The 2751-nt window shown below is 72.3% G+C and carries 2 protein-coding genes and 1 pseudogene; 2 read left to right on the forward strand and 1 reads right to left on the reverse strand.

Going from position 1 to position 2751, the window contains the following annotated elements; translation table 11 throughout:
- Positions 1-981: helicase-related protein (locus tag FV230_RS26885; protein ID WP_281408339.1), on the reverse strand; the 981-nt coding region annotated here is incomplete at its 3' end.
- 179 nt (positions 982-1160) lie between these two features.
- Between FV230_RS26885 and FV230_RS26890 the strand changes: the two genes are divergently transcribed.
- Together FV230_RS26890 and FV230_RS26895 are read left to right on the forward strand one after the other, a co-directional pair.
- Entirely contained in the window at positions 1161-1451 is a 291-nt protein-coding gene (locus FV230_RS26890) for a hypothetical protein (RefSeq protein WP_147729502.1), read from the forward strand.
- A gap of 151 nt (positions 1452-1602) precedes the next feature.
- Positions 1603-2751: pseudogene (locus tag FV230_RS26895) on the forward strand (DNA mismatch repair protein MutS); the annotation flags it as partial.

Consider the following 2751-nt stretch of genomic DNA (forward strand, 5'->3'; position numbering starts at 1 on the left):
GGCGCGGGAGGCGCGCGCGGTCACCAGCCGGGTCAGCCCGAGCCCGGGTTCGTAGACCGGCACCCGCGCGAGGCCGGAATCGACCACGATGCGCACGCCCTCGATCGTCAGCGAGGTCTCGGCGATGCTGGTGGCCAGCACCACCTTGCGCGCGCCGGGTGCGGCCGGCGACACCGCCCGGTCCTGCTCGGCCGGCATCAGCGCGCCGTAGAGCGGCGCGACCGCGACCTCGGGCCCGACGCGGCCTTCCAGCGCCGCGGCGACGCGGCGGATCTCGCCCTGGCCCGGCAAGAAGGCCAGGACCGAACCCGGATCGGCCCGCAGCGCACGCAGAATCGCGTCCGTCATCGCGTCCTCGATCCGGCGGTTCGGATCGCGGTCGGCGTAGCGGGTCTCCACCGGAAAGGCGCGTCCCTCGGACGCCACGACCGGCGCGTCGCCGAGCAGGCGCGCGACGCGGGCGCCGTCGAGCGTCGCCGACATGACCAGGATGCGCAGGTCGTCGCGCAAGCCGGCCTGCGCGTCGAGGGCGAGGGCGAGGCCGAAATAGGCATCGAGCGAGCGCTCGTGGAATTCGTCGAACAGCACCGCGCCGATGCCGGACAGTTCCGGGTCGTCGAGGATCATGCGGCCGAAGACCCCCTCGGTCACGACCTCGATCCGGGTGCGGCCCGAGATCTTCGAGCCGAGCCGGACGCGCAGGCCGACGGTGTCGCCGACGCGCTCGCCCAGGGTGCCGGCCATGCGATCGGCCGCGGCACGCGCAGCGAGACGGCGCGGTTCCAGCACGATGATCTTGCCGGAGCCGAGCCAGGGCGCGTCGAGGAGGTCGAGCGGCACCCGCGTCGTCTTGCCGGCACCCGGCGGAGCGACCAGCACGGCGGCGTTCGAGGATGCCAGCGCCGCGCGCAGGGCGGGAAGCGCCGCATCGATTGGCAGGGGGCTGAGCGGGGACAGAGCAGACGTCGGGGCGGATGGCATCGCGATCGTCCTACCGTGACGATCGGGCGGCGTTACGATTCAAGCCCGCGAACAATCCCGATTTAGCCAAGAAATTAATCCCCCTTCGACGGCACGATTCCACGGCCGATGCCTGGAACGACTTGAGACGCTTGAACTTATAGCCCGGCAGCGCATGAGCGCGGACTGGAGAATTCTTGATGACACGTCTTTCCTTGACCCTTGCGACCGGACTGCTTCTCGGCGGCCTCGGCCTGGGGTCGATCTCCGTCTCCGCCGCGCCCGCGATGCCGCAGGCCGGCATCGTCGCCGGCAGCACGACAGACGCGGTCGCCTATCGCCGCCACTACCGTCATCACCACTCCACCAAGGCCGAGCGCATGATGCGCCGCCGCAATACCATGCGCCACGGGAACCCGAATGCGCGCAACCCGGCGATGCGCGGCTACCAGCAGAACCTCGGCAACACGGTCGGCGGCCCGCGCTACTGATCGATCCGCCTCGAAGCGATGCGAGGAAGCCGGCGCCCCATGGCGCTGGCTTCCTTCGTTCGTCGCGTCGCCGGCAGCGTCCGGCCTTCTCCCCAGCGATCCGGCGGGCGGCCGCTGATCAAACCCGGACGCGTCTGCTAAGAGCCGTCTCATGGCCCGCAGCTCAGCCCGAAACCTCGCCGACGTCGCCGGATCAGGCACCGCGGAGGTCGCCGGCCCGACGCCGATGATGGCGCAGTACATCGAGATCAAGGCCGCCAACCCGGACTGCCTGCTGTTCTACCGGATGGGCGACTTCTACGAGCTGTTCTTCTCCGATGCCGAGACGGCCTCGCGGGCGCTCGGCATCGTCCTGACCAAGCGCGGCAAGCACGGCGGCGCCGACATCCCGATGTGCGGCGTGCCGGTGGAGCGCGCCGACGACTATCTGAGCCGGCTGATCGGGCTCGGGCACCGGGTCGCGGTCTGCGAGCAGACCGAGGATCCGGCCGAGGCCAAGCGCCGGGGCCCGAAATCGGTGGTCCGCCGCGAGGTCGTGCGCCTCGTCACCCCCGGCACCATCACCGAGGACCGTCTGCTCGATCCGGGCAGCGCCAACCTGCTTCTGGCGGTCGGCCGTCGCAAGGTCTCGGACACGGCCTTCGCCTACGGGCTCGCGGCGATCGACATCTCCACCGGGCGCTTCGCCCTGAGCGAGGTTGCGGGCGCCGACCTTGCCGGCGCGATCGCCCGCCACGATCCGCGCGAGATCGTCCTGTCAGAGGCCATCCACACCGATCCGGCGCTCGCCCGGCTCTGGGCCGAGACGCGGGCGGCGGTGGTGCCCCTGGCCCAGGCGGAGCTGGAGCCGGCCTCGGCCGAGCGCCGCATCCGCGAGCAGTACGGCGTCGCGACGCTCGACGGCTTCGGCGCCTTCACCCGGGCCGAGATCGCCGCCGCCGGAGCGGCGCTGCTCTACGTCGCGCGCACCCAGCTCGCCGCCCGCGCGCCCCTGAGCGTGCCGACCCGCGAGGAGGCCGGGACGACGCTGGCGATCGACGCGGCGACGCGCGCGAACCTCGAGCTCACGCGCACGCTATCGGGCGAGCGGGCAGGCAGCCTCCTCGACGCGATCGACCGGACCGTCTCGGCCAACGGCGCGCGGCTCCTGGCCGAGCATCTGGCCGGGCCGCTCACCGACCTCGCCGCCATCGCGCGGCGACACGAGGCGGTGGCGCGGCTGGTGGAGGATCGCGCCCTGCGCGCGACGCTGCGCGACGATGCGGGCGGCGAGGTCGTCGAACACGGCACCTTCCAGGGC

It is taken from the genome of Methylobacterium sp. WL6, from assembly GCF_008040095.1.
GTDB lineage: Bacteria > Pseudomonadota > Alphaproteobacteria > Rhizobiales > Beijerinckiaceae > Methylobacterium.